The 22,903-nt window shown below is 58.8% G+C and carries 21 protein-coding genes and 1 tRNA gene; 4 read left to right on the top strand and 18 right to left on the bottom strand.

Annotated features, from left to right (window positions below):
* Positions 1-18: 18 nt before the first annotated feature.
* Positions 19-3,015, bottom strand: a complete 2,997-nt coding sequence (locus tag VJU77_13865; GenBank protein ID HKP04435.1) for a toll/interleukin-1 receptor domain-containing protein — start codon at positions 3,013-3,015, stop codon at positions 19-21.
* Positions 3,016-3,450: 435 nt separating this feature from the next.
* Between VJU77_13865 and VJU77_13870 the strand changes: the two genes are divergently transcribed.
* On the top strand, positions 3,451-3,576 hold the full coding sequence (locus VJU77_13870) for a hypothetical protein (protein HKP04436.1): 126 nt from the start codon (positions 3,451-3,453) through the stop codon (positions 3,574-3,576).
* A 330-nt stretch (positions 3,577-3,906) separates the two neighbouring features.
* The gene (locus VJU77_13875; GenBank protein ID HKP04437.1) at positions 3,907-4,212 is read left to right on the top strand and encodes a DDE-type integrase/transposase/recombinase; all 306 of its coding nucleotides are present in this window, start codon (positions 3,907-3,909) and stop codon (positions 4,210-4,212) included.
* Positions 4,213-5,662: 1,450 nt separating this feature from the next.
* On the opposite strand, the gene VJU77_13880 is transcribed toward VJU77_13875, so the two are convergent.
* The 3 genes from VJU77_13880 to VJU77_13890 all read right to left on the bottom strand — a co-directional run bounded on the left by VJU77_13880 (position 5,663) and on the right by VJU77_13890 (position 8,073).
* Positions 5,663-5,736: transfer RNA gene (locus tag VJU77_13880), tRNA-Pro, on the bottom strand.
* A 135-nt stretch (positions 5,737-5,871) separates the two neighbouring features.
* Positions 5,872-6,717, bottom strand: coding sequence for a histone deacetylase (locus VJU77_13885; GenBank protein ID HKP04438.1), 846 nt, complete (start codon positions 6,715-6,717; stop codon positions 5,872-5,874).
* Between the two features lie 93 nt (positions 6,718-6,810).
* Entirely contained in the window at positions 6,811-8,073 is a 1,263-nt protein-coding gene (locus VJU77_13890) for a DUF4339 domain-containing protein (GenBank protein HKP04439.1), read from the bottom strand.
* Between the two features lie 90 nt (positions 8,074-8,163).
* Here VJU77_13890 and VJU77_13895 point away from each other — a divergent pair, with 90 nt between their 5' ends.
* Positions 8,164-9,393 (top strand): hypothetical protein, encoded by a 1,230-nt coding sequence (locus tag VJU77_13895; protein ID HKP04440.1) that lies wholly within the window; start codon positions 8,164-8,166, stop codon positions 9,391-9,393.
* A gap of 282 nt (positions 9,394-9,675) precedes the next feature.
* Here VJU77_13895 and VJU77_13900 read toward each other — a convergent pair whose 3' ends face one another.
* Genes VJU77_13900 through VJU77_13910 form a run of 3 tightly spaced genes read right to left on the bottom strand, consistent with a single transcriptional unit; the run spans position 9,676 to position 11,593 of the window.
* Positions 9,676-9,873, bottom strand: a complete 198-nt coding sequence (locus VJU77_13900) for a hypothetical protein (protein ID HKP04441.1) — start codon at positions 9,871-9,873, stop codon at positions 9,676-9,678.
* Positions 9,874-9,906: 33 nt separating this feature from the next.
* Positions 9,907-10,314: a hypothetical protein gene (locus VJU77_13905; protein ID HKP04442.1), complete on the bottom strand. Its 408-nt coding sequence runs from the start codon at positions 10,312-10,314 to the stop codon at positions 9,907-9,909.
* A gap of 52 nt (positions 10,315-10,366) precedes the next feature.
* On the bottom strand, positions 10,367-11,593 hold the full coding sequence (locus VJU77_13910) for a saccharopine dehydrogenase NADP-binding domain-containing protein (protein ID HKP04443.1): 1,227 nt from the start codon (positions 11,591-11,593) through the stop codon (positions 10,367-10,369).
* A gap of 163 nt (positions 11,594-11,756) precedes the next feature.
* Between VJU77_13910 and VJU77_13915 the strand changes: the two genes are divergently transcribed.
* Positions 11,757-12,383, top strand: a complete 627-nt coding sequence (locus VJU77_13915) for a hypothetical protein (GenBank protein ID HKP04444.1) — start codon at positions 11,757-11,759, stop codon at positions 12,381-12,383.
* A 138-nt stretch (positions 12,384-12,521) separates the two neighbouring features.
* Here VJU77_13915 and VJU77_13920 read toward each other — a convergent pair whose 3' ends face one another.
* From VJU77_13920 to VJU77_13970, 11 genes are all read right to left on the bottom strand, one after another.
* Complete coding sequence (locus VJU77_13920) at positions 12,522-13,655, bottom strand: NAD(P)-dependent alcohol dehydrogenase (GenBank protein ID HKP04445.1); 1,134 nt, start codon at positions 13,653-13,655, stop codon at positions 12,522-12,524.
* Entirely contained in the window at positions 13,652-14,764 is a 1,113-nt protein-coding gene (locus VJU77_13925) for an NAD(P)-dependent alcohol dehydrogenase (GenBank protein ID HKP04446.1), read from the bottom strand. Before VJU77_13925 ends, VJU77_13920 begins: the two co-directional genes overlap by 4 nt.
* A 2-nt stretch (positions 14,765-14,766) precedes the next feature.
* Complete coding sequence (locus VJU77_13930; protein HKP04447.1) at positions 14,767-15,168, bottom strand: hypothetical protein; 402 nt, start codon at positions 15,166-15,168, stop codon at positions 14,767-14,769.
* Positions 15,165-15,566 carry a hypothetical protein gene (locus VJU77_13935; protein ID HKP04448.1) on the bottom strand — a complete coding sequence of 134 codons (402 nt, stop codon included), beginning with the start codon at positions 15,564-15,566 and terminating at the stop codon, positions 15,165-15,167. Before VJU77_13935 ends, VJU77_13930 begins: the two co-directional genes overlap by 4 nt.
* A 38-nt stretch (positions 15,567-15,604) precedes the next feature.
* Complete coding sequence (locus VJU77_13940; GenBank protein ID HKP04449.1) at positions 15,605-16,582, bottom strand: PHB depolymerase family esterase; 978 nt, start codon at positions 16,580-16,582, stop codon at positions 15,605-15,607.
* A gap of 92 nt (positions 16,583-16,674) precedes the next feature.
* Positions 16,675-17,418: a DUF4386 domain-containing protein gene (locus VJU77_13945; protein ID HKP04450.1), complete on the bottom strand. Its 744-nt coding sequence runs from the start codon at positions 17,416-17,418 to the stop codon at positions 16,675-16,677.
* Positions 17,415-19,835, bottom strand: coding sequence for an ABC transporter permease (locus VJU77_13950; GenBank protein HKP04451.1), 2,421 nt, complete (start codon positions 19,833-19,835; stop codon positions 17,415-17,417). The genes VJU77_13945 and VJU77_13950 overlap by 4 nt, the downstream gene beginning before the upstream one ends.
* A 28-nt stretch (positions 19,836-19,863) precedes the next feature.
* On the bottom strand, positions 19,864-20,598 hold the full coding sequence (locus VJU77_13955; GenBank protein HKP04452.1) for a hypothetical protein: 735 nt from the start codon (positions 20,596-20,598) through the stop codon (positions 19,864-19,866).
* A gap of 5 nt (positions 20,599-20,603) precedes the next feature.
* Complete coding sequence (locus tag VJU77_13960) at positions 20,604-21,503, bottom strand: hypothetical protein (protein HKP04453.1); 900 nt, start codon at positions 21,501-21,503, stop codon at positions 20,604-20,606.
* Between the two features lie 20 nt (positions 21,504-21,523).
* The gene (locus VJU77_13965) at positions 21,524-22,396 is read right to left on the bottom strand and encodes an ABC transporter ATP-binding protein (protein ID HKP04454.1); all 873 of its coding nucleotides are present in this window, start codon (positions 22,394-22,396) and stop codon (positions 21,524-21,526) included.
* Between the two features lie 4 nt (positions 22,397-22,400).
* A complete protein-coding gene (locus VJU77_13970) occupies positions 22,401-22,784 on the bottom strand; it encodes a GntR family transcriptional regulator (GenBank protein ID HKP04455.1) in 384 nt (127 codons plus the stop codon).
* Positions 22,785-22,903: the final 119 nt, after the last annotated feature.

The following is a 22,903-nucleotide window of genomic DNA, read 5'->3' on the forward strand; positions in this document are numbered from 1 at the left end:
AACCGTTCAGATCTCTGGCTATTTGTCCTGCTTGTTCTTTGCCCGAACGCGCTCGATCTTTTTGCCGTCCCCGAAGCTGAGCATCTCGGCTTCGTCATAAAGCCCGGCATGGAGAAAGAATTCGAAGAGTTCGGGCACCGTTTGCTTCGCACCGGGATAGACTGGTCGGGTTGCGCGATCAGCCAGATACCAGCGGCAGAATGTCAACTCCTCATCGTCGCCCTTCGCGTCCGCCCACTCTTGCCGCAGGCGATTGACCGTGTCGCTGGAGATAGGCTGTTCGCGATTCTCCACGACGGAAGCAACTGGCACCACATATCCATTCGTATCGGCATCCGCGCCAGTGATGGCCCGGACGAGCTGCGTGAGTCGCGTAATCGTGGGCAGAGTGTGCGGGAATCCGAGCTTGTAAGTGACCCGGTATTTCTGTTGGCCGGTATTCATGACAAACTGCAGCTTCCCCCGGGTCCACTGCAGCTCAGAAACATCAAAGAGCTGGTTTTTGTCCGCTTTCCAGCCTGCGCGAGGAGCCAGGAGATCGGAGAAAGGTGCGCGGCGTCGCCAGTCCCAAAGAAGAATGCGGCCCGCTTCATTGATCAAGCAGAGGGTCGAAGGATCATCGCCAAAGCACAGGCCCACGATACTGCCAAAAGAGGCGCTATCGTCTAGTTCGAGCGTTTTCGGTAGCTGCTTGACCGTTAGCAATTTCCCATTTCCCGTATCCCAAACCATCAGCGAAAAGCCTTCCTTGTCGTGAGCTGCCACCGCGACGTATTGGCCATCATTCGAAATTGCTCCCCGAGCATTCACGTTGCTAGAATCCTCAGACCACTCTAATTTAAAGTCAGGCTTGAGGGGAATCGCTTGTCTGGCGTCACGGCGTAGAGCGAGCTCAAAAGTGAAAGCATCTGGCAACTCTTTTGGATCGGATGGATCTCTTCCCAAGGTCGTCACGGTGGCCGATAGGATTATCGATGGATTGGTGGACCGTGCCAGTTCGGTGACTCCCTCGAGCAGACTCCCTCCATAGAAACGCGTGGGCGCCTCCTGCGGAACAACCTCTGGCAAGGCCATCCCTTGCTTCCCATCGAAGATACAGTATTCGGAATGTTCGATGTCTCTGCCTTTGACCGAAGTGTGTTCAGATACGAGCGCCCCGAGAAAGAAGTCGCGCGCGCCAGCCAAATACCAAGTCATGGGAGTAGTGATCGCCTTGATCCGAAGCTTGCCCGACGCCTCTTGGCGAAGTTTACCCAACAGGAGGCGATCTGTGCCACAAAACAGAAACAAATCTGTCCCCGGCCAAAATTGCCCTTCCGACCCGCGGCCAGCCGAGCGCTGGAGTGCCATGGGCCACTCCACATCCTGAAGCTGCTTGAGATTTGTGCCTTGAATCGCGTATGCCGGGAGAGAGGTCTTTTTGTCTCCAGAAGAGTGCGGAGGAGAGAAAGCCAGCACCGCGCCGCTCGCATCGATAGATAGGTCAGAGTACGATGGAATGGTGGCAAATTTTTCCTGCGTAGATTCCAGCGTCAGATTTTGTGTCTGGAGTTCACAAAGCCAGATGCCCTCACCCTTCACCGAGGGCATGTTGTATAGAAACGCGAGACGCCTTTCATCTGGAAAGGGCTGGATGTGGCGAACACTGGACGTTCCAATATTCAGCTTCTGCGTAACCAATTTCGGCTCTGGACCGGCAAACCTCCAGATGTAGACGTCGATCCCATCGGGATGTTTCGACACTTCACGCTCGTTACGGTTTTCGGGCCCACCGGCGGCGACGACCAACCCCAGAGAGGGAAGCAAGGCGATTGCCGAAACTTCCTTCGGCACCTTTTGCCGAAGTTCCTTGGACGTATTCAAATCCATGACGGCCAACCAATTTTGCTCTCCGAAGCCGTCAACCGCCCTGGTGGCAAACCATCTCCCGTCGCGGCTCATGGTTCCGCTGAAGAAAGGGTCCAATCCCGAATCCGGTTTGCTCAGGTCAGCCAATCCCATTTTGTGCTCCCCAGGCACAGAGCCTCGAAACTCATTCGGAATTCCGTTTAGTACAACGCGAAAGTTTCCATCATCCGAAACGCCGAAACCTGAAATGCGCGAAAAACTTTGATATGCGTCCGCCGAGGCCGGCCCCGCGACCGGGATCGCAAAGGTCCGCTGGGTTAAAAGGCCATAGAGCCGGTCGGCGACCAGACGGTTCTCCGGCCAGATCCGCAGCGCGTGGAGCAGCAGCGGAAGCGCCTCCATTTCCTCACTTTCATTGATCGCTCGCTGGGCCGCGATGTAACCCTCGTTGGAACGCTGGTGCTGTGCGTCGGCGAGCGCGTCATCTGCCTGTTTCCGCGCTTTATTCGCCTCTTGCCGCGCCGCCGCCTCGGCCGCGGCTATCTTCGTCTGCCGTAGGTAAAGTCCGAAGCTCGCCATTGCCAGCATGCTCACGGTGACGAAAGCGGTAGCGATGCCCACGCGCCGCAACGTATCAACTTGCCAGCGCCGGACATGATTGCGAAGTGTGGCGATCACTATTGTAGAAGGAACCGCCGGGTTCGGTTCCATGACGCTGCGTGGGTCGACAACTTGCTTTAGACTGCTCGAGGAATTCGCCCATCCTATCCCGCGATCCACCAGCATGATCCGCTTCTTCATCTGAACTGCGAGTCGGGCTTCGTTGAGCACAGAGGGCCTTTCTCCCGTGGCACTACCGGCTAGGATGACCACAAAGCGGCTTTCACGGAGACGCCCTGCGATGGCCTCGGAGAGGGTTTCATCTTGGTTAAGTCCTTTGATATCCAGAAAACATCTTAATCGAGGCTTCTCATTGGCGAGCTTGACGAAAAGCGCATTCGCATAGCGGCTCTCACGATCATCCTCGCGGGTGTAACAAATAAAGACATCGAACCCGTAGAAATGGTCCATACAGCGCCGCAGTAAACTTCGCCTGGCCGCCAGGGGTTCAAGCGGATCAGTCTTCATAATTACAGGCCGTGGCTGTGCACCATCCGCCGCGGGCATTGCATTTCAGCCCCGCGTTCGCTCTTTGGGCGCCACTTCGCCGTAACCGTCTCGTGACTTTGCCTCGAAATACCTGTCTTTGGCGATGAACAAATATCTCTGGCGAATAGTAACCGTGAATAGGAAGCACGGTTTGATCCCGTTCTTCTGCAAGAGGTGCAGTTGCAATCGGCGATCCAAAATATAGCAACCGAAGTGTGGCAAGTTTGTGTACTAGGATTTGTGCTAGTGGCCTGACCCCGGAAACGTGGACATGACATAAATGTAGTTCTGCCTTTAGAAAGGCAAAACGAAAATGAAGAAGAGTCGATTTAGTTACGAAGAGAAGATAGCGATTCTGAAGGAAGTGCGAGCCGGGGCCACGGTGGTGGCGGCCTGCGCCAAGCACAATCTTTGGGGTGCAAACATACCATGGGTGGAAGCGCAAATTGGGGGATGGAAGTGGACGAGGCGCGGCGCTTACGAGCGCTGGAGGAAGAGAACGGGCGTTTGAAGCGGGTGGTGGCGGATCTGACGGTGCAGGTGCAGATCTTAAAAGAGGTGAACGCAAAAAAATGGTAAGCCCGTAAAGCGGGCGCCGGGCGGTGAAGCTCACAGTGGAAGAAGGCTTGGGCAGCGCGGCCCAAGCCTGCCGAGCGATCGATTTGGCGCGCTCGAGTTATTATCGGCCGGCGCAGCTTAGTCGAAAGAGGCGCGGAGTGAATCGAGCCGTGATTAAACGAAGCGAGCAGCATCCCCGTTACGGTTATCGGCGCATCACAGCGCTCCTGCGACGCAGCGGTCTAAGGATCAAATCCGAAGTGCGTCCAGCGCTTGCGCCGGGTGGCGGGAATCCAGGTACGTCAAAGACAAAGACGGATGCGGCGGCTGGGACCGCAGGAGAGCACTCGAATGCGGGCGACTGTCCCAAGGCAGGTTTGGAGCTGGGATTTTGTGGAGGACCAAACGGAAAATGGAACGCGCTTCCGTATTTTGACGCTCCTTGATGAGCACACCCGAGAGTGCCTGGCGATGCACGCGGCCTGGTCCCTCCGGGTCGTGGACGCGATCACGATCATCGAAGCGACAATCGCGCATTACGGCACACCGCCACATCTGCGCAGCGACAACGGCCCGGAGTTTATCGCCTACGCCATCCAGGATTGGCTCAAAGAGCGGCAGATTAAAACCCTCTACATCAAGCCGGGCAGTCCGTGAGAAAACGGTCACATCGAGAGCTGGCGCGTGGAATATAACGAAAAGCGGCGCCACAGCTCGCTCGGCTACCAAACACCAGGAAAGTTCGCCCGAGGCGCGAACAAAATTGGGCTCCTCCCGGCCTCCTTCCGCCCAAACTTGCCAAGACTAACCAAACCGGATTTTATCAGATCAAACAACCAGCAGAACTACACTTGTAACCTGTCTAGCTTTTGGGGTCAGGCCACTAAAATGACCGCTTTTCTGCTCACCCATTCGTAGAATTGTGCAACGTCGTCGAAATCGATGCTTACCCCTCGTAAGAACATTTCCTTTTGAAACGAAAAGCGAAGCCTTGAAATCGATGATTTCGCAATCCTAAGTCTGGCGCGTCTGCCAATTTCCGCCAATGTCGCGAGCGCGCTCGCTTGGCCCGCCGGTCGCATCCTCGGCGGGGAAAGCGACCAATTGCTTCGGCACTGATGTCGGATGTTGCAAGGTTGCTTTTCATGGCCATAAATGCGTAACGATTCGTCCAATGAAACGTGCTACTCCAAATTTTGATCGCTGGCTCAAAATCGTTGCCCGGGAACTCGCACCGCGCGGCGTTAAAGCAGAGCTCGCAAGGCACCTTTCCGAGCAATACGGTCGACCGCCGCGGTCCTGGGAGACGAATCTGGCGCAAATTGTCCGACGGGATTTGTTGGCGAATGCAGAAGTTCTATTAGCGATTGATGCCTGGCTTGCCCCGCGGACGGGCCGGAAAAAAAGAGTCGGTGACACTTCATCATTCTTAACTAACGCATCGCGGCGTACGTGCTCGCCAAGGTGTTATTGATGTAGGCAGTTGTCCGACGGGACTTATTGCCGAACGCAGAGGTCTCTTTGGTGATTGATGCGTTGGCTCGCGCGACGGGCGGGCCGGCGAAAAAGATCGGGCGCAAGCTTACTTATTCATAACTAAACATCGCCGCGCGCGGCGTCGCCTGTCCGTGTCATTCGTTGGAGATATCCCCAGTTCGCAGAGCTGATTTCTGTTAAAAATAGCCGTGATAATGTCGCGTTATTCTGAAACATTTACCAACATGTCACGCAGGAAATGTAACACGCCCTCGTCATCTGATTCAGATCGACAAACGGCAGACCTTATCGAGGGTTCATCTAGCGGTCGGCGGCCAAAGGCGCGGGCAAACGGTCGTCGCCCATTATGGCGCTCGATTTTGGGCTGTTTATCGGGACGTAGAGTTGCTCGCGGTAACCGTCTACAAAAAGGGCGCGCTGGCTGTGCAGGCCGCACTCGTCGCCGCCGGATATTCGTCAGAATGACGGAAGGACCTGCTCGGCGGGGCCTGACGACTGGCGGATAATTCGTGGTTGTGCAGGCAGTATTTGGGCAATCGGTATTGCCCATATTGCCCCATTCTCTTTGTGTGCAGAATATAACATGCTCTGTTATAATCAGTTAAGATAATCGGGCCGCCGGGATTCGAACCCGGGACCTCTTGAACCCCATTCAAGCGCACTACCAAGCTGTGCTACGGCCCGATGACGCGGCCACTATCCACTGCCCCTCTTCGGTCTGCCAACCAAAGTTTTGCAGATCGCGAAAAGGATCGCATTGAGGCGGTGAAGCCAGGTGGATCGCGCGCTACGTCGCGCGATGGTGGTTTGCGCCGTTAGTTATCGAGCGTCGGAGCGCTCGCTCCACCCGGCGAGAAACGCATCGATCAGCTCCGGCAACTGATCGCTGTAGCCACCTTCGAGGATCGCGCCCGCAGGGATCTTCGTTTCGCGGATCCACCGGCCGAACGTCACGAAATCTTCGGTTTCTAGAGTCATTTCCGTGATCGGATCGCCTGTAAAAGCATCGAAGCCGGCGGAGACGAGCAGCAGGTCCGGCTTGAACGCAACCAATTGATCGAGTGCCCGGCGGACTTCGCCGACATGGTTCGCTCGCGGGCCGAGCGGCGGAACCGGGTAGTTGTGAATGTTGCCAAACGAGCGCGTTCCCGTTCCCGGATAACCGGGAAATTGATTAATTGAGGCGAACGCGATTCGTGGATTACCCGCCACGATATCTTCGGTTCCATTCCCGTGGTGCGCGTCGAAATCCCAGATGGCGACTCGCTCCGCGCCATTCGCCAGCGCTTCGTGAGCGGCAACGGCAATGTGGCTGAAATAGCAAAAGCCCATGGCGCGCTCACGCATGGCGTGGTGTCCCGGAGGCCGCATCAGGCTGAAAGCTGCGTTTCCGCCGAGCGCTTCGCGCGCGACGTCGACCGCGGCTCCCGTGGCTCGCGCCGCGTGCTCGAAAATGCCGGGATGCGCCGCTGTGTCGGCATCGAAGTCCGTGACCGCGCTTTTGACGCGGTCGATGTGGCCAGGAGAGTGAGCGCGGAGCAGCATTTCTTCCGTGGCCGCTTGGGGCACCCGCCATTCCCAGTCCGGATGGCGGGATTTCAGGAGCGGAACTGTTTTCCGAATCCGGTCAGGGCGCTCCGGATGTCCCGGCGCGGAGTATTCCACGCACCGAGGATCGTGGAAAATGATCACGGTTATCCCCAAGACCCGGCGGTCACAAACAGAAAAAATCGGCTCTTGGCTTGGTCGGCAAGACCGTCACTCGTCGTCCTCCTCTGGTGATGGCGAAGGGACTTCGCCCGGAGGATTCTTTTTTCCCTGCCGAAGACCGCCGGAATTATCGGGTTCCGAAGGTGATTGGCGAGGCTTCGCTGGGGGGCCTTTCTGTTGAGGAGCGAACTTGGCGGAAGGCGACTGGCGTGCCGAAGGCGATTCCTCCGGTTCCTGCTGTTGCCGCGGTGAGATCAGCGAATGAGGAGCGGTGCTCGATCTTGGGGACGCGGAAGGCGACGGCGACGAGCTTGGGGGCGGCGATACCGCTGGTTTCGGAGCTGCAGACGGGCTTGGCGACGCGGGCGGGGTCGTCACCTTTGGTGGCATCGACGGAATCACGGCTGGAGTTGGACTTGGCGCATTCCCCAACTTGGTGATCGATGTTTTTATCCACGAAAATGAACCCTTGGCCAGATCTTGTTCGATGGCCGCGGCGGTCAGCACTTCCCCCTGCGTGAAACCTCCAAGTGATTTTTTTGCCGGCAGCGTCGCCGTGGGTGGCTGACCAACGGGCGCCGGGTCGTAATTTTCCTCCACGACCGGTTTGATTTCCTTTCCGCTCAAATAAGTCGTTAGGTTGGCCATGGTCACATCCGCTCCGTTTGTCGCTTTCGTGGCGGTGACCCATTGCGACTTGGCGCCATCGATGCTGCGCAAGTTCTCCATAATCTGGGTTTCGTTCTGGCGTTCCTGTTTGTCGCCCAGGAGCGCGGTGGTGAAAACCGGCACGATGTAGGCGACCGGTAGAAGGACTATGGCGGCGATTATGAGCCCGATGCCCGAGCCCGTTCCGCCTCGGCTGATGGTGATGATTCCAAGAATGATCGCGGCAATGGCGACGGGCCAGACGAGGATCCACGCGCCGCAGCCCAGAATGGGTATGCAGGAAATGAGCAGCGTGGCTCCCAGCAAGATCCATCCGACCCGGGCCATCGTTTTGTAGCTGCGGCTCCCTGTCGCTACCGGTTGGGCAGGGTAAGCACTCGGCCGGCTCGGGACTGCGGCCGGGACTGGCGCTGGCGTGGGCGCCGGCATTGGTGCGGCGCCCGCCACTGGCACGGCCGGCGCCGTCGACTCGGCCGGGGGAAGAACAACCCCCGCTACGCTCGAGAGCGGCGCCCATCCCGCGGCGCCCTCATACCAGGCCAGGTCTGTTCCCAAGAAGGTTCGGTCCGCCAGCTTTCGATTGACTTCCTCGAGTGAAAAAGGCCCGAGCTGTTGGCCGTTCTTGCCGACGTAAAGTTGCATGTCAAATCTTCTGAAGGAAACCGCCGGCAAGATCAAGCCCGCTTCGGCTTGGCGCTTGTCTTTTCAAAAAGAACGGCCATCCATTTGGCCATGAAGTCTTTCGTCCGCCTGTTCGCCCCGATATTCGTGTGCTTTTGTCTCTCCCTGGCCGCCGCCGCGGAGGAGGTCGAATGGACTCCGGAAGCGAACATGGACCACCAGCTTTTCCCGTCGCTGCTGATCGCGACCGCCTCGGTCCGCCCCATTGAGCCGGGCGACGAAGAAGCGGAAGCGCCCGATCCCTATTTGCTCGGGGAACGCTTTGGTTTAGTCGGCGTTTCCGTGAAGGCCCCGGCGGAAAACGCCAAAGTCAAAGTGACCGTGAAGGAAAACGATCTCATGACGGCGACCTCCTGGAACGGAGAGCTGGCCGAGGCCGGCAAGGATTACTTCATCGCGCCGAAGGTGAATTACAAATTCGAACGGCTGCGCAAGGTCACCCAGCAGGTGCCGCTCAACGTCACCTTTGAAGTGGAAGTGGACGGCGAATCGTCCGGGGAAAAGCACGAGACGCTCCAGGTGCGCTCGATCAATGATTGCCCCTTTGGCGTCGCCAAGTCCGAGGAAACCCTCGACGATGAAAACTTCATCGCTGGATCCACCGAGCTCGGCTGGATGTTCGCCGCCTACGTCAACGAGAACCATCCGATGCTCGATAAGATTCTTCAGGAAGCGCTCGACACGAAAATCGTCAGCGCGTTCCGCGTCACCACGCACGAGCATGACGAAACGCTCCGGCAGGTTTTCGCTGTCTGGTCGGCCCTGCAAAAGCGCGGCCTGCAATACAGTTCCACCACCACGACGCCCGGCGGCTCCGAGACCGTCCAGAGCCAGTTCGTCCGCTTCATCGATCAATCGCTTACCAATACCCAGGCCAACTGCGTCGACGGCAGCGTCCTGTTCGCCTCCATCCTGCGCAAAATCTCGATCGAACCTTTCCTCGTGACTGTGCCCGGCCACATGTATGCCGGGTTTTATCTCGGCGCGGGCAAATCGCAGTTCATCGGTTTGGAAACCACCGTCCTGGGACTTCCCGATACCGCCGATGAAAAGAAACCGAACGATCCCGCCGCCCTGACCGCGTTACGCGACAAGCTCGACCCGGCCGTTCGGTCCCGCCGCGACTGGAAGACCTTCGCCAAGGCGGTTCAGGTCGGGACCGAAGATCTGCTCAAGAACAAAGAGAAAGTCGAGGCAGCCGATCCCAACTACCAATGGATCGACCTCGCCGAAGCGCGCGCCCAGGGGATCATGCCGATCCCTTATGCCGAGGGTAAGTAGCGAGCATCGCTCGCCGGCCAGGGGAGAGTTGAGAGTTAATAGTTGAGAGCCGCGCGAGAGGGCTCTTGCGACAAAGTGGCAACCGGAGCGGTCGCCCTGCAATTGCCCGGGCAGCGCTTCAGATCGCCGTCTGCGCCAACGGCGCAAAATCAACCTAACCTGGGGCAACGCCCCAGGACCGTGAATATCGAAATACCCGAGCGCTGAAGGCGCGCCTCAATTGGCTCGGGGGATCAGCACGGCCGGTCCTTCTTTTTTTTTGGAGCAGGCCGTATTCGCTGGTTAGACGCCAGCCTTTGGCTGAACCTCGACATTCCTGGCCAGCGTTTTGAAACACTCGCCGTTTTTCTGCTTAACCGTGATCGTGATGTGACCAGTCTTGCTGGTTTTGATATCGTGAACGGTCCCGGATTTTCCGGCGTGCGTGCCCCCAATGACTCGGCAAAACTCGCCCTCCTTCAGTTTGGTTTTCGATGACATGATGTGCCATTGTCGTTACGCTCCATCGTTTGGTCAGACGCTCGGGGCGACGGCGGACTTGGCTTGGAACAACAACCTGATATCAGGCTGGCGAAAACGATAGAAGAAGAAACCATTTAGGGTGGCTGCGACCAGCGTGATGGCCAGGACTGGCCATGTGACACTGTGCGGCCAAATGCACCATGCGACGAGCACGAGAGCGAACACGGCAAACGCCCAGCAACAGCAAACGAGCGCCACGACCCGCCACGCCGGACGCAACCGAAGGATGCCGAATCCGAGAGCGACACTGAAGGCGCCCCAGAGCAACTCAAACAGGAGCTGATCAGCGTGCTGAGCTGCCAGCCCGGCCACCACGATGGACGCAGCGCTCCACAAGGCCGACCCCGCGGAGAGAAACGAGAGAGCTGCATAGACCTTGATGGACATTGGGAGCTTCACGCGCGTGCTTTGCGTTTAACGAGAACAAGATGAGCGACGGCGGACCTCGGTTTTAGCTGACGCTCAGGTTCAAGGTTAGCCCGAGCGTATTGGCCAGTTCGATGAAACGGGCGGCGTCGAGTTCTTCGGGCCAGACGATTCCCGGTTTCGTTTTTCCTTCCAGCAGCTGTAAGGCGCCGGTCGCGGCGGCGTAGCCGACGGCGACGTTTGCGGTGCCGAATAGCTCCAGGGCTTTCGCGGCTTCGTCGAAGAAGACACTGGTGACGATCCGGAAGGTCTTCTCCTTACCGCCGGCCGTTCCTTTTATCAAAATATGGGCCTGGGTGGCGGCGATGAGCGGGACCAGGTCTTTCTGGACTTGCGGATCAAGCACCGCGATGTGCACCGGCCGCGGTAACAGCGCCATGAGGACGTCGACCGCTTTCACTTTGCCTCCTTCCACTTCGACGACGCGGTCGCCGGTGAACCCGGTGGAAAAGAGGGTCGCGATGGCTGGTTCGAACGGGAACTTGTAGCAGCAATACTGAATGCCTTTCCCGATCGTCAGCGGCAGGGTGTATTGCTCGTCGTGGGCGTGATGAGTGAGCTGGATTTCGCCGAGGTTGCCCCCGAAATTGTAGGTCTCCGGCTCGTGAAACACCGGCATGTGTTCGTGTCGGCCATCGTGGAAGAGGCAGGGCGGATCGCAGTAGTCGAAATATTGCTGCTCGGGAGACCAGGTGGGTGTCCAAGTCTTGACCATCTCTCTTTGTGCGGGAACATGGAACCCCGCCCTGATCTCGATCCGCTCAACGGTATCGAGTTCATCGCAAAATCGGCGGCAGATAATGTTCACCACGCCGGGGCTGGCTCCGCAGCTCAGCAGCGCGGTCCGTCCCGCCGCGACGAAACGGTCGGCCAGGTCGAGCGGTTCGCCCGCGATCAACTGGGCCAGATGCTCCGGGCAGGCGGCGGTGTTCACGTAGTGAGCGTCCAACGCCAGGGTGGCTTTCATCACGTCGACCGAAATGAATGATGGAGTGAGATCGATCACCACGTCCACGGTCCCCAGGGAATCGCGGATGGCGCGGACACTGGCGTCAGGCTGGCGCGCGTCGAATTCTGCCGCGGCGACTTTCTCGCTTCCGACCCGATCGCGCACAGACGCGGCATCGGCAAGGACGCGCGTGCCGAGGAGAATTCGGCCGACGGACTCCTGGCGAGCCAGGATGGAAACGCAGGGAGCGCCCTGGGCGCCGGCGCCCACGACGAGGATATTGGCCTTTTCGTCCCGGGGCATCGGCAAGGATTAACAGGATTCCCGCGATTCCGGAAAGGCAAAAAGCAGGCCGTTGCTTTCGCAAATCACGTGGAAAAGTGGATGGGCTGAAACACCGGAAGTGGCACGGTCTAACCGCGCCGCTCCCCTCGACTCGGTCGGAGGAGAGCGTCAGGATATTCGCATGAAAACGCTACCTACTTCACTATTCGTGAACCTGATTCGCAATGGCATTCTCGGCCTCGCTCTGATCTTCGCTTCGATGGCGTATGGCGCCATTCCGGCGCTGAACGTGACCGTGTTCGATGGCAACAGCAAAGTCGCTTTTAAGAGCGCCCTAAGTTCCAGCGGCGTGTTCTCGACCGGCAATCTGCCGGCGGGCGATTATGTGGTTCAGTTCAGTTCCCGAAGCGCGGAGCCAAAAAGCAACAGCTATCTGCTCGTTGTTTCCGCCGGGACAAAAAAGGTGATCGCTGACGCGGTGTCAGGCAGCGAGTTTAGCGGCGGTGGAGTGGCCATGAAGATCAGGGTAGGGGGATCATTGAAGATCACCGGACAAGTCGCGCCCGACCAGGTTACGACTACCGCTGGTCCCAAGATGCGGGTTATCGACGGGAAGACCTATGTCTGGGTAAATGGAGGGACCGGAAGTAATCTGGGCGATCATTGGGAACCCGCGGACCTGGCGAGAGCGCGAAACGTTGTCGGCCTCAGCCGGGATAAGATTCAAAAAATGCACGATCGCGCCTACGAAGGCAGCATGCTCAACAGCCACCAGCCGTACTACGAACGCCCCGGCCACGGCTACTAAGGGGGGAAGAGAGTTTATAGTTGAGAGTTGATTGTTGAGAGTTCAGCAAGGCTGCGTTTTCCAAATCGCCGTTGGGCCCGCGAATAACGCGAATGGGCGCGAATTAGAGGGTGGGGAACGGCGCTTCCAAATCGTTGCTTACGGTTGAGGGCCGGCCGGTGCATCGGCGATCGTGATGACGATCTTGCCTCGGGCGTGCCCGTCCTCGAGATAACGAAGAGCTTTCGCGGTCTCGCTCATCGGATATTGCCGATCGATCACGGGAATTAGCTTCCCTTCCTGCATCAGATCGCGAAGAACGGTCAGGTCTGCTTTGAGAGTCTTGGCGATATACATTTTGAACTTCTGGGAGATGAACGGCGAAACAAAGAAGGCCTTCAAGTTGCCTAACAGGCGCAGCCACTGTCCCTCGTGCTTCCCGGCGCTGCCCATTCCAGCCAGGACACAGATGCCGTCGGGAGTCAGGACACGCCGGCGGTCGCTGATGGTATGGTTGCCGACGTTGTCGAAGATGACGTCGTAACGTTGATCGCCCTGGGTGAAGTCTTCTTTGGTATAGTCGATCACGTGGTCCGCGCCGATTGATCGGGCCTGTTCCACGTTCCGCGAGCTGCAAACCGCGGTCACCTCCGCACCCAGCGCCTTGGCGATCTGGACGGCGAAAGTACCGACGCCTCCGGAAGCTCCGTTGATCAGGACCTTCTGCCTGGGCTTGATGTTCCCCTGGTCGCGCAGACCCTGCAAAGCAGTCAGTCCGGCGACGGCGACCGAGCCCGCTTGCTCGAACGTGATGTTGTCCGGCTTCGTGACCACGGTCCGCTCGTTGACACAGACATATTCGGCGATTGAACCGTTCGCCGCACCGAAAACTTCATCGCCTGGCTTCAACTGGGTAATGTTCTTACCCACGGCTTCGACCGTGCCCGCGCAATCGATCCCGAAGCGCGAATCCTTCGGTTTCCGCATTCCGGAAAAAGGGCGCATCAGGTAGGAGCCGCGCAGCAGGTGTCCGTCGGCCGCGTTGAGGGAAGAAGCGCGGACTTTGATGAGGAGCTGATTGTCGGTGGGAGCAGGCCTCTCAACGTCCCGCAGCGTCAGGGAACCGTACTCGCATTTACGAATAGCTTTCATGGGATTAGTAGGCGCAGCGGTGTTGCCTTCGCAGTCATTGGTTGACCGCCAGTAGGCGATAAAAAGGTAGAGTCCGCCTCCCAGCACTACGATGAGCATGGTGACGGCTGTCCATTTTAGAAATCGCCTAACGAGCTTCATTCGATCGTGATCGCGATCTTCCCCTGGACGTGGCCGGTCTCGAGGTATTTGTAGGCGGCGGCGGTCTCGGTAAGCGGATACGTTTTGGTGAGAGCGGGCGCGATCTTTCCGCTTTCCGTCATGTCGCGCAGAACCCCGAGGTCTTTCTTGCTGAAATCGACCCCAAATCTGAGGAACTTTTCCTTCGAAAAGCTCGAACGAAACGAGGCGGTGAGCCCGCCAATAAAGCGCGACAAGGTCTCCTCGTGAATGCCTGAGCCGCCGATCCCCGCCAGCACACAGATGCCACCCGGTTTGAGGACGCGGCGGCGTTCCGCAAACGAATGATTATTGATGAGATCGTAGATTACGTCATAACGCTGATCGCCTTTTGTGTAGTCTTCCTTGGTGTAGTCGATCACGTGGTCGGCCCCGAGCGATCGGACCAGGTCCAGGTTTTTCGTGCTGCAAACGCCGGTTACCTCCGCGCCGAAAGCCTTGGCGATCTGGACAGTAAACGTTCCAACGCCTCCGGACGCGCCATTGATCAACACCTTTTGTCCTGCTTTCACCCGGCCCGTATCGCGCAGGCCCTGTAAGGCAACGAGTGCGGTGGGGATCGACGCGGCCTGTTCGAAGGTACTGTTGGCCGGCTTCTTAACTATCGCTCCGCGGTCGGCCCTGACACAGATGTATTCCGCGAGACAACCGGCCCTGACGCCGAAGACTTCATCGCCGGGCTTGAACTCGGTCACGTTTCGGCCCACTGCTTCAACCGTCCCGGCGTAGTCGGATCCCGGGATGGTATTTTTCGGCTTACGAAGTCCCAAGAGGAGTCTGCCGGGGATACTGCCGCCGAGCATGCCGCCGTCGAAATATCTGAGGGACACGGCTCGCACGCGGACCAAAACCTGGTTGTCGTTCGGAACGGGCTTTTCGACCTGCTCGAGTTTCAGGACCTGATCGGCCGGGCCGTATTCGCAATACCGGATCGCCTTCATCCGCTCGGCGCTGGCAGGAATGGGGCGTCCACAGTCGTTGGTCGAAGTCCAGTAGGCGAACTGGAACCAGGCGAAGAGCAGAATGACCACTGCAAGGATGCTGCGTTTTAAGATTCGCCTCAATCGCATAGTTAGACCTCTTTGGCGTCGCGCGAGGAATCGCGCCAGGCCCCCTTCCACAGTGCGCGTCCTGAGAGGATGACAGAGAAGAGCGCGGTCACGCCGAGCGCAAGGAGTGTCCACACGAAGAACAGCCCGTTGCTGCGGACAGTCCCGAAGCCGACTCCCGGCCCTTTCATATGGAGGATGAGGACGACCATCATCAAAAGCGAGGCGACGAGAATGATGATGTACCCCGCTGGACGCTCGGCGAGCACGAGTGTTCCATACAGCCATACGACGCAGATGACGACCGCAACGAGGTTGGAAAGCCCTCCCCCCGACATCCCGCGGACGATATCGTCCGCCAAGTGAAACGTTGCTAAAAGGATCGAGAGGAGAGAGGCGATGGTTAGGGTTGTGTTCTGTTTCATTTGAATCTCCAGCGGTCGCCGCGCGTTTTGGCATAATTCGCCAGAACATAAGGCCAAGGAATAACCGCAATATCCACGAGAGCGCCTAGACCCATAACCCTTGTGAGTTCCTCCGAGCGGAAGGTCGACCACATCGGCAGTGCAACGGCCAGGATCCATATCGACTTGTAGAGAAACTGCAAAAGAAGCAGAGGCACCATCTTAAGCGGATACCGAAGTCCTAAAATACTTAGCGCCGACAACGCTGCCCAAAAACTGTAGGCAACGCCTTTCACTGGATCCCACGGTCCGGGGTGGCTAATGATTGTGGGCCAGACCTGGAGTCCGAGCATTGCGAAATTAAGGAGGTAAAGCAGCCGCATGAAATACAGGCGGAGCAGCGATGTGTCTTCAGACATGGTGCAATTTCTCTTTGGTTGTGCTGCGCAGTGCGTGATCAACGCGCCAGTTGGAAGAAGTTCCAAATTTCCAGTGCGGCATGAAAGTCGCGGTTGGAGTTGCCCAGCAACCGGAAGCCCCACATCCCGGGATGAGGCACGCTGTGGCCACCACCTCGAATAGTCACAAGTTCCACAGTAAGGTTGCCTGGGGCGCTCCATACTTCACGTTCGGCGGTACTCCCATCGGTCTTATCAGTGTCCGGGATTTGCGTCGTTTGAGACGGAGCTGTTGCGCCGTCAAGCGCGCGGAAGTAGTCGACGCTTGCCTGGGCGGAGAGAACGGGGCCGCGGTTGCCATACACCCCGTAAAGGACCACGTCGCCGCCGGTCCATGGATTCATAGGATCCGCCGTCCCCTCCATTAGAAGCATCGACACCGGCTTGCCTTTTGGGGTGATTGCCATGTTCTCTGGGGAAGGGACATTGGAGACAACGGCAGCATAGGCGCGTGCGAAATCGGGCGTTTCTAACGCGAGACGAATGGTCATCGCGCCCCCATTCGACACTCCGGTTATATAGACGTGACCGCGGTCGGCGTTGTGGTCCCTTACCAAACGATCGACCAGGGCCTTTAAGAAGCCTACATCATCGACGTTCTCAGCCTTCGCAGCAAATGGCCCCTTTTTTTTACAGTCATTCCAGTGGCCCTCGTAGCCCTGTGGATAGACCGCGATGAAACCATGTTCCTCGGCGAGCAGATCGAAGTCGAACCCAAAGGACTGCCGCGCACCTTTCGACGTGCCCATGGAGCTATGCAGTGTGATCACCAGGGGTGGCTGTGCTTGCGGCTTTGAGGGCACATACGCTATCCACGTTCGAATGCGATTGCCATATTCAAGCGATCCATGCTCAAGATTACCGGGTAGCTTCGGCTCGTCGGGGTAGGTGTGACGAAACGCAGCGAGAGCGAGCCCCGCGAACAGGATGAATGTTAGAACGAGGGCGACGAAGGCTTTTTTAAAGTATCGGTACATTATCGCTGGACGAGTCGCCCTCCTTAACCAGTGCCGGCGCGACATTACTTTTGCGGTGAGTTTTTCGTTTCATTGGTTCATGCCGCCATAACTCACGCCAGGGCGGAAGCGACGACCGCCTGCCGATTCGGTTGAGTTTTCGCGCCCCAGATCACCATCCAGAGAAACGCCAGTTCTCCGATTCCAAGGATCATCGCGAGATCGCCAATGCCTTGCGCTGACGCGGGCAGGAAAAGAGCGACCGAGGAATTGATCAGGTAGCCGATGCCCGCAGCGATCGCCGCGATCCCGACAAAGCGTGGGATAAAACCGGATCGCATCACGGCGATGCCGAAAGGAAAAAGCCAAAGACCCCAGAAGATTTGAGCGAGGATGATTCCCTGATTGTGGAGCCGGAGGAAGAAGAGGACGAAGGCGTCGAGCTGGGCTTTATCAAAGACAGCGGAGAGAAAAGCCGGGCCGCGAGCGAAGGTCAGCGCGGCGAGATCGTTCAGAACGTTGAGATACGAAATAGGAACCGAAATCACCAGGAGGATCATCATGGCGATCGCGTGTTTGTGACTGACCGCCTTGAACAGGCGGTAGAACGCGATCACAGCGAAAATGGCGACGGTCGCGGAGAAGAGTTCGACGGCCATGCCGAGCCGGAGCAGATACTCCGAGTCCCGGACATTCAGGGCGGTAGCCGCGGCGTTTCCGCGCACGATCAGGACGCTCGGGACGTAGAGGAGGGCGAAGGGAGCGGGCAGGCCGTTTATGAAATAGAGGAGGGCCGCCATTCTGGATTGTTTTCTGAGTGCGTTCAACGGCCGTTCTTCCAGGTGTTCAGAGTTCATTCCGCGCGCAGGGCTTCGATGGGGTTGATGCGGGCCGCCCTCCGAGCGGGTAACCAGGAAGCGACGAGGCCAACACCGATCAGCAACAGAGTGGTGGCGGCGAGAACAGGCGGGCTGTCCAAGCGCATGCCCGGATTGTCAGCAGCGAGGAAGCGGGCAACACCGAGCGCGCCGAAAAGGCCGATACCTGCGCCAATGAGTGCCAGCCTGACGCCAGTGCTGAGAACGAGCCGGGTGACGTCGCGGATGCGGGCGCCGAGCGCGAAGCGAATGGCGAATTCGCCCGCGCGTTGCGCCATGGTTCGGGCAATGACCCCATAGATGCCCAGCGAGGCGAGGCCAAGGCCAAGCAGGGCAAACGAAGTGAAGATATCGCGCAGGATCTTGCTTTGAGAATTGGCGCGTTCGATCGTGATATCCGCGGGCTGAAGTTGGCGGACCGGAAGGTCGCGATCGAGCTCCGCCATGATTGTGCGAACACTCTGGACAAGCGTGGCCGGCGCGACGCCGTTCGTGCGAATGGCGATTTCGTTGAATGGACGAGGCTCCTGCGCCATCGGCTGGTAAAGCTGGAGCGTTACGGGGCCCGGATCCGGCGTAATCGGTTTGATATCGGCCGCGACTCCGACGATCTCGCCCCATTGAATTGCGCCCAGGGCGGTTTGCCCAAGCCGGCGCCCAAGTGGATTTTCGTTTTCGAAGAGCGCCTTCGCCGTGGTTTGGCTGATGATGAAGACTTTGGTCGCGCTGAGATTGTCACGCTCGTTGAAGGCGCGCCCGCTTAGGATGCGCGTGCCAAAAGTGTCGAAGTAATCCGGACTGATGCCGTTGACGATTGCCGCAGGCTCCTTTCCGGGGGGTGGTAGCTCGCGGCCTTCGACGAGGTAGCGACGCACATCGCCCCAGTTAAAGAACGGGGTAAAGGATGAGATGCTGACGGACGCGGCGCCCGGCACGGCTCTCAGCCGGTCGAGGGCGAGGCGGTGAAAGGTGTTGATCTTCTCGGGATCGCCGGCCGTAGTGGCGGGTAACACGATCGTCCCGGTGAGCAGCCGATCGGATTGCCAGCCGGCGCGCGTGTTGTTGAGATCGTCCAGTCCTCGAATATAAAGAGCCGCGCCGGTGAGCAACACCATCGCGAGTGCAAACTGTCCGACGATAAGCGCGTGACGAAAACGCCGGTGCCCGCGGCCGCCGGTCGAGCCCCGCGCGCCGCTCTTCAAGGTTTCGGTGACGTTGAGCCGCAACGCGAAGAGGGCGGGCGCGAGGCCGAACGCGACGGCGGTGATGAGGGCCGCACCGAATGCCCAGGCGAAAACGTGCCAGTCGAGCGAGAAAAGGAGGCGCTCGCCATTCTCGGAGGTGGTCCGGACGGAGAGCCAGTCTGTGACCCATTGTGCCACGACCATCGCCGCCGCGCCGCCTCCAAGAGCGAGGAGAAGGGACTCGGCAATGAGGGGCCGGAGCAACTGCCACCGCGCCGCGCCCAACGCTGCGCGGACCGCGAATTCACGCGCGCGTGCCATCGTTCGCGCGAGAAGAAGATTGGCGAGGTTAGAGCACCCGATGAGCAAGACAAAACCGGAGAGCCCGATCAGCATCGCCAGCATCTGGCGGGCACTCTTCGGAAACGCGGTCGAGTTCAGCTCGACGGGGACCCACGTCGTCCCGCCATTCACCTCCGGGAAATCCGCGGCGAGGCGCCCGCCGAAGTTCCCGATCAACGCTTTTGATTCGGCAAAGGTGCGGCCCGGCCCGCGCCGGCCGAGGATACGCAGCATGGTCGTGCGCCGGTCAGCGGATTTCTGCTGATCGAGCGCGAGCGGGCGAAAGAAATCGAACCCACCGAGGTGCCGCCAATCGTTGAACCATGCCGGCAGGATGCCGATGATCTCGTGCGGCTCGCCGTCAACCCGGATGATGCGCCCGATGACGTCGCTGCGGCCACCGAAGCGGTTTTGCCAGACCCGCTGGTTGAGAATAACGACGCGATCGTTGCCCGGCACCTCTTCGCGCGGGAGGAAATCGCGTCCGAGCTGTGGCGGGACGCGCAATAGGGAAAACAGGTTCGCGGTGACGCGCATGGCGCGGACTACTTCTGCCGGTTGGCCTGGCTCGGAGAGGCTCGTGTCGCCGAGCGCGTAGGCGGCGACTTCGCCGTAGCTCGTTACGTCGCGCCGGAGATCAAGGAAGTCTGCTGGCGAAACGCGGCCTTGGGGGTTCTGAGGCGTAGCGCGATCGAGGCGCTCGAGCTGCTCGTTCTGCGGGTAGGGCAGGGGCTTGAGCATGATCGTGTTCAGAATGCTGAACATGGCGGTGTTGGCGCCGATGCCGAGACCAAGAGTAACAATTGCGAGAAACGTGAAGCCCGGACTGCGCAGGAGTGAGCGAATGGCGGAGCGGAGGATCGCGAACATGGGTCTGGTTGGTTCTACTGGATGCGGATTACCTGGCCGGCCGGTAGTCGCTGTAGGTGATCACGGTGTGGGCTTTGCCTTCCTGGCCCATTCCCGAGCCAGCCATGTCGGCGATGTGCTCGATCAAGATCGGTTTGCCCTCGGGCCCCATTTTGAAACGAGCCGTGGATTCATAGTGCTCCAGCTTCATGATCAGCTTAAGCCGCGTCGGTTTGACCGTGAGACGCACCTGCTCCGCGAACGCTGTCCCGTTCGTGTCGCTCACCGTTACGTCGGCGCTCGTGTTCGATGACACATCGGAATCCATGACGAGCGCGGTGTCCTTGGGCAGGGTTCCAAAGTGAAAAACGGTCCGGCCGCGGGAATCGGTCGAAGTCGTGGCGGTCGTCGCGAAATACCGGGCGAGCCGGTAGTAACCGGGGACGCGCCGCTTTGGGGTCTCCTTCTTATACTTGTCGAGCACGTCCCCAGGCGGCGTTGTCCCATCCACCGAAACCAGGGTCCAACGTGCGTCGCCGGATTTTGACGGATCGTACCTGTCGATAAGGGTGCGTGTCTCCGTCTTACCGTTCGAGGTTTGTTCGGTGCGGGAAGTGCGGGTGAAGGCATAATCGTCCGGGCCGACACTTTGGGCCTGGGCGAGGATGCGCTGCTTTAGTGCGTCCGTCTTATCTTCGGCGTGGCCGCTGGAGGGATGAGGCAGGATGACCGCGGCTGCCAGAATTGTTACCTTGGCCAGGGCGATAATTATTTGTTTGTTCATGTTTGTTAGGTTGGCCCGCGGTAACGGCGCAGCCGCACCGCGGCGAAGAGGCAGATTGCGAAAAAGAGCAGTCCCAGCCAAAGCGCAGGCAGGCTCAGGAAATGGCCCGGAGTCATTTGGGTCACCGGATCGAGAGCCAGGCTTTCATGGCCTTTGAAGGCGAACGCTTCCGCGAACCAGCCGCCGACGCGATACTTCAGGAACGCCATGAAATGGGTGGTTTCGAACGCCATTCGCTCGATCGCGGCGATGGCGAGCAGCGGCATCACGGCCCAGAGGAAAGTCGCGCGCCGGGCCCAGCCGGAAACCAGGAGCGCCCACCCGTAAATGGGCGCATGCCAGAGTGCGATGACGATTACGCTGTAAAGCTGGAGCAACGGCGAGGGGAAGAATTTCAACTGCGGGACGAACGACGCCGTCCCCATCCCATTCACCAGCAGGACTACGGCAGTGATCAGCGCCATGAAAACCTGGGTGATGATGATGGCCGCGCACGCGACCAAAGGTAGAGCCACCAGCGCGACAATCGTTTTGGAGAGCACGGTGGTGAGATCCGAAACCGGCAGCGACTTCCAGAAGAGAATGCTCCGATCGCGCCGCTCGCCGGAAAGCGCGTCGAGACAGTAGAACACGCCGACAAAGAATGCCGTCACGATGATGGCAAACGCCGCCATGCCGTAGAGCGGAGTGATCGCCATCCGCTGGTGCGCTTCGTCGAGCAACAAGACGGCGCGTCGCCGCCCCGGCAGACCTCGCGTGCTCATCAGGAAGCCAAAGAGCAGGACTGCCATGGTGATCAGCGGCGCCAGGTAGATGGACCGGTTTTCCCATAATTCTCGCCGCACCGACCAGAGGAGCGGCCGGGTTGGGGAAGGGGGCGCGGGACTAATTGGTTCTGATTCCATTGAATTTGCCTGGGCGATGTTCATTGAATTCCTCCGGCGTTTGCCTGCGAGTTGCCCATCACGGCGACGAACAAGTCGGCAATGCTCGGGCGGCGGACTTCGCCGAGGGCAGTGAGTTGCTGCCGCTCAGCCTGGTCGAACAGGAGCACGCTGCGCCCAAACATTTGCCGCTCGTAAATCGGCTTCAGCGCCCGGGCGGCGTCGATCCGGTCGGGATTGACCATCACTTCGAAATAGCGCGCCTCGAATTCCTCCATCGTACAATTGAGGACGATGCGGCCGCCATTGATGAACATGAGGTCGGTCAGGACGTCCTGGACCTCTTCCACCTGATGGGTCGTCACCACGATGGTGCGGCTCCCGTCGAAATAATCGTTCAGGAGCGAGTCGTAAAATTGTTTTCGATAAAGGATGTCCAACCCGAGCGTCGGCTCGTCGAGCACGAGCAACTTCGCGTCGATCGCCATGACCAGCGCGAGGTGGAGCTGGGCGACCATCCCTTTCGACAATTCTCGCACCTTGCTCGTGCGCTTAATGGAGGTTTTCGCCAGGAACGCTTCCGCCTTGGTGCGGTCGAATCGCGGATGGACGCCGGCGACGTAGTCAAGGATTTGCGTTACCCGAATCCAGCGCGGCACCACCGCGACGTCGGCGACGAAGGAGACGTCGCGCATGAGCGCATCACGCGAAGTCCAGGGATCGCGCCCCAAAACGCTTAGTTCCCCTTCGTAGGAAGTGAGGCCAAGAATCGCGTTCAGTGCGGTCGTTTTCCCGGCGCCGTTGGGACCGATAAGTCCGAGGATGCGTCCCTCTTCGACGCGCAGATCTACATTATCCAGCGCAACCGTCGTCCCGAATACTTTTCGCAGACCTTTTGCTTCAATGCAGGCCATGAGGTTAGCGGTTCTCCTTTCCGATTGATGCTCCATCTTTAGCGGCGGCGTCCAATTCCTTGGAGGTTAAGCCGAGCCGCTCGATCGTCGCCGCCACTCGCGGCCATTCGTCCTTGAGAAACTTCTCGCGTTCACCCTTCAGCAGGAGATCGCGCGCGCCTGGTTTGACGAACATCCCCAGGCCTCGCTTCGTCTCGACCAAGTCCTCGTCGACGAGCTGCTGATACGCCTTGAGGACGGTGAGGGGATTGACCCGATAGTCGGCCGCGACGTTGCGCACCGACGGAAGCGGATCGCCTTCCTTGAGGACGCCATCGAGAATCATATGGACGGCGCCATCGCGAAGCTGGCGATAAATCGGCTGGGCATTGTTCCATTCACGATTCATCGCGGGCCTCCCGGAGCGATGGCTGTTTGTCCTTCATTAGTGATGTAGCTAACTATATCACTAATTCACGCGCAAGCTTTTTCTTTTCTTTTTTTTCGCCGCCAAAACTCGGATTCTGG

The organism is Chthoniobacterales bacterium (genome assembly GCA_035274845.1).
Lineage (GTDB): Bacteria > Verrucomicrobiota > Verrucomicrobiia > Chthoniobacterales > UBA10450 > AV80.

Bases quoted from the DNA above. Each gene is read 5' to 3' on its own strand.
- VJU77_13865 (HKP04435.1), bottom strand. From the start codon at position 3,015: ATGCCCGCGGCGGATGGTGCACAGCCACGGCCTGTAATTATGAAGACT.
- VJU77_13870 (HKP04436.1), top strand. From the start codon at position 3,451: ATGGAAGTGGACGAGGCGCGGCGCTTACGAGCGCTGGAGGAAGAGAAC.
- VJU77_13875 (HKP04437.1), top strand. From the start codon at position 3,907: ATGCGGGCGACTGTCCCAAGGCAGGTTTGGAGCTGGGATTTTGTGGAG.
- VJU77_13890 (HKP04439.1), bottom strand. From the start codon at position 8,073: ATGCAACTTTACGTCGGCAAGAACGGCCAACAGCTCGGGCCTTTTTCA.
- VJU77_13895 (HKP04440.1), top strand. From the start codon at position 8,164: ATGAAGTCTTTCGTCCGCCTGTTCGCCCCGATATTCGTGTGCTTTTGT.
- VJU77_13900 (HKP04441.1), bottom strand. From the start codon at position 9,873: ATGTCATCGAAAACCAAACTGAAGGAGGGCGAGTTTTGCCGAGTCATT.
- VJU77_13910 (HKP04443.1), bottom strand. From the start codon at position 11,593: ATGCCCCGGGACGAAAAGGCCAATATCCTCGTCGTGGGCGCCGGCGCC.
- VJU77_13915 (HKP04444.1), top strand. From the start codon at position 11,757: ATGAAAACGCTACCTACTTCACTATTCGTGAACCTGATTCGCAATGGC.
- VJU77_13920 (HKP04445.1), bottom strand. From the start codon at position 13,655: ATGAAGCTCGTTAGGCGATTTCTAAAATGGACAGCCGTCACCATGCTC.
- VJU77_13925 (HKP04446.1), bottom strand. From the start codon at position 14,764: ATGCGATTGAGGCGAATCTTAAAACGCAGCATCCTTGCAGTGGTCATT.
- VJU77_13930 (HKP04447.1), bottom strand. From the start codon at position 15,168: ATGAAACAGAACACAACCCTAACCATCGCCTCTCTCCTCTCGATCCTT.
- VJU77_13935 (HKP04448.1), bottom strand. From the start codon at position 15,566: ATGTCTGAAGACACATCGCTGCTCCGCCTGTATTTCATGCGGCTGCTT.
- VJU77_13940 (HKP04449.1), bottom strand. From the start codon at position 16,582: ATGTACCGATACTTTAAAAAAGCCTTCGTCGCCCTCGTTCTAACATTC.
- VJU77_13945 (HKP04450.1), bottom strand. From the start codon at position 17,418: ATGAACTCTGAACACCTGGAAGAACGGCCGTTGAACGCACTCAGAAAA.
- VJU77_13950 (HKP04451.1), bottom strand. From the start codon at position 19,835: ATGTTCGCGATCCTCCGCTCCGCCATTCGCTCACTCCTGCGCAGTCCG.
- VJU77_13955 (HKP04452.1), bottom strand. From the start codon at position 20,598: ATGAACAAACAAATAATTATCGCCCTGGCCAAGGTAACAATTCTGGCA.
- VJU77_13960 (HKP04453.1), bottom strand. From the start codon at position 21,503: ATGGAATCAGAACCAATTAGTCCCGCGCCCCCTTCCCCAACCCGGCCG.
- VJU77_13965 (HKP04454.1), bottom strand. From the start codon at position 22,396: ATGGCCTGCATTGAAGCAAAAGGTCTGCGAAAAGTATTCGGGACGACG.
- VJU77_13970 (HKP04455.1), bottom strand. From the start codon at position 22,784: ATGAATCGTGAATGGAACAATGCCCAGCCGATTTATCGCCAGCTTCGC.